The organism is Micromonospora trifolii (assembly GCF_022229005.1).
Taxonomy (GTDB): Bacteria; Actinomycetota; Actinomycetes; order Mycobacteriales; family Micromonosporaceae; genus Micromonospora; species Micromonospora trifolii.
In genome coordinates, this window is the sequence record NZ_JAKKFD010000064.1 from 1 (window position 1) to 2,719 (window position 2,719).

General features: G+C 70.8%; 1 protein-coding gene. It reads left to right on the forward strand.

The genetic code is table 11. The features are described 5' to 3' along the window. Positions 1-372 precede the first annotated feature (372 nt). Positions 373-2,574, forward strand: a complete 2,202-nt coding sequence (locus NIE79_RS30700; protein ID WP_238681897.1) for a transglycosylase domain-containing protein — start codon at positions 373-375, stop codon at positions 2,572-2,574. The last annotated feature ends 145 nt before the right edge of the window (positions 2,575-2,719 follow it).

Genomic DNA, 2,719 nt, shown 5'->3' on the forward strand with positions numbered 1-2,719 from the left:
ACCCACCCACCCACCCACCCGGCCCCCCACCCCGCCGCGAGCCGGTTGATCATGAAGTTATTGCCCTCAGCCGCGGCGTGTCACGGCAATAACTTCATGATCAACGCGGGCCGGTCGCCCGGCGCCCTTGGCCGACTTCGGTGATCATGGGGTTGGCGGGTGGTTCCGTGATCAAAACTCCCGCTAACCCCATGATCACCGGGATGGGGCCGGGGTGGGGCGGGGTGGGGGACTGGGTGGGGGCCGGGGTGAGGGACTGGGTGGGCACTGGGGGCGCGGGGGTGGGAGTTGGCTGGTGGGTGGGCGTGAAGTTGCTGACAATCGCGGGGTTGGGGTGGTCGGTTGGCGGCTTTCATGGCAATCCTGGGGAGCATGGCCGCCCCCCGCTCGCCGCTGTCGCGGCTGTTCACAGTGCTGCTCGCCGGCGTGTTGGCCGGGCTTGTCCTGGCAGTCGCCGCGCTGCCGGGCAACCTGCTGCTCGGGCTCACCGCCCGCTCCGCGCTCGGGTCGTACGCCGCGTTGCCGGCCTCGCTGAAGACTCCGGCCACGCCGCAGCGTTCGTACCTCTACGCCAACGACGGCAAGACGCTGATCACCACGTTCTACGACGTGAACCGCACCGACGTCCCCCTGTCGGAGATCGCCCCGGTGATGCGGCAGGCGATCGTGGCGGCCGAGGACCGGCGCTTCTACGACCATGGTGGCGCGGACCTGCGCGGCCTGGCCCGGGCGCTGGTGGCCAACGTCAAGGGTGGCGGCACCGAGCAGGGCGGCTCGACGCTGACCATGCAGTACGTCCGTAACGTGCTCAAGACCGACCCCACCCGCACCGCCGAGGAGCGCGCCGCCGCCACCGACCCCACGGTGGGCCGCAAGATCCAGGAGATCCGGTACGCGAGCGCGCTGGACAAGAGCCTCGGCAAGGACGAGATCCTCGACCGGTACCTGAACATCGCCTACTTCGGCTCCGGCGCGTACGGGATCGCGGCGGCCAGCCAGCGGTACTTCGGCAAGCCTCCGGCGCAGTTGACCCTCGGCGAGTCGGCGCTGCTGGCCGGTCTGGTGCAGTCCCCGGACGCGTACAGCCCGATCAGCGGCGACAAGGACGAGGCGGTGGCCCGCCGGTCGTACGTGCTGGACTCGATGGTCGCCACCAACGCGATCACCGCCGCACAGGCCGCCCAGGCCAAGGCCGAGCCGCTGGCCCTGCACCCCACCGCCCAGCCCAACGGCTGCACCGCCGTCTCCCAGGGCCACGACGACTGGGGCTACTTCTGCGACTACCTGCGCCAGTGGTGGCTGACCCAGCCGGCCTTCGGGGCCACCGTCGCGGAGCGCGAGCAGGCGCTGCGTTCGGGTGGCTACACAGTGGTCACCTCGCTGGACCCGAAGATCCAGGCGACCGCGCAGCAGCAGGCCACCAAGGTCTACTCGTACGACAACAAGCGCGCCCTGCCGATCGCGGCGGTCCAGCCGGGCACCGGGCGGGTGTTGGCGATGGCGGTCAACCGGCACTACAGCCTCGCCGACAACCCGGCCGGGCAGGCGAACTACCCGAACACCGTCAACCCGTTGATCTCCGGCGGAGCCAGCGTCGACGGGTACCAGGCGGGTTCGACGTTCAAGCTGTTCACCATGCTCGCCGCACTGGAGTCGGGCCGTACCCTCTCCACCGGCTTCGACGCGCCCGCCAAGTTGCCCACCCGGTACCCCGCCGAGGGGCCGGGCAGCTGCGACGGCCACTGGTGCCCGGCGAACGCCAACCCGGACTGGATGGACGGGTACCGGATGATGTGGGACGGCTTCGGCCGCTCGGTGAACACCTACTTCGTCTGGCTGGCCGAGCAGGTCGGCCAGGACAAGGTCGTCCAGATGGCGCAGCGGCTCGGCATCACGTTCCGCGCCGACTCGGACGCCGCCTTCGCCAAGAACAACGCCGCGAACTGGGGTTCGTTCACCCTGGGCGTGGCGGCCACCACCCCGCTGGACCTGGCCAACGCGTACGCCACGGTGGCCGCCGAGGGCACCTACTGCACGCCGGTGCCGGTGGTCTCGGTGACCGGCGCGGACGGCACGAAGGTGCCGGTGGGGCAGCCCTCCTGCAAGCGGGTGCTCGACGTCGACGTGGCCCGTGCCGCGACCGACGCGGCACGTTGCCCGGTGGGTCAGCAGTCGGCGTTCGGTCAGTGCAACGGTGGCACCGCCACCGGTGTGAACGACATCCTCGACGGCCGACCGGTGGCGGGTAAGACGGGTAGCTCGGAGCAGAACTCCACCGAGACGTTCGTCGGTTTCACCCCGCAGGTCGCGGTGGCCGGTATCGCCGCCAACCCGGACGACCCGGCCGACTCGGTGGGCTCGGCGGTGCAGACCAAGGTGATCGACGCGGTCGCCCGGGTCATCGCCACCGCCGTGAAGGGCCAGCCGCAGAAGGCGTTCGTCGCGCCCAGCCACGAGTTGGCCGGCGACGCGCACCGCCCGGTGCAGCGCCCAACGGTCCCGAACCGCGAGAAGGATCCCACCGACGAGAACCCCCGCTCAGCCCTGCAACGCTGGCTGGACCGCCGAGGCTGACCGCCCACCTCCGCCTCCCACCTCCCGCCCTCACCCGCCCCACCCCCGCGATCTTGCACTTTCAGTCGCCGAACAGCACCTTTTGCGGGCCCTTGTCCGTGCAGAAAGTGCAAGATCGGCGCGGGGTGGGTGGGGTGGGGTGGGG

Coding starts and splice junctions, on each gene's coding strand:
- NIE79_RS30700 (WP_238681897.1), top strand. CDS start 373: ATGGCCGCCCCCCGCTCGCCGCTGTCGCGGCTGTTCACAGTGCTGCTC.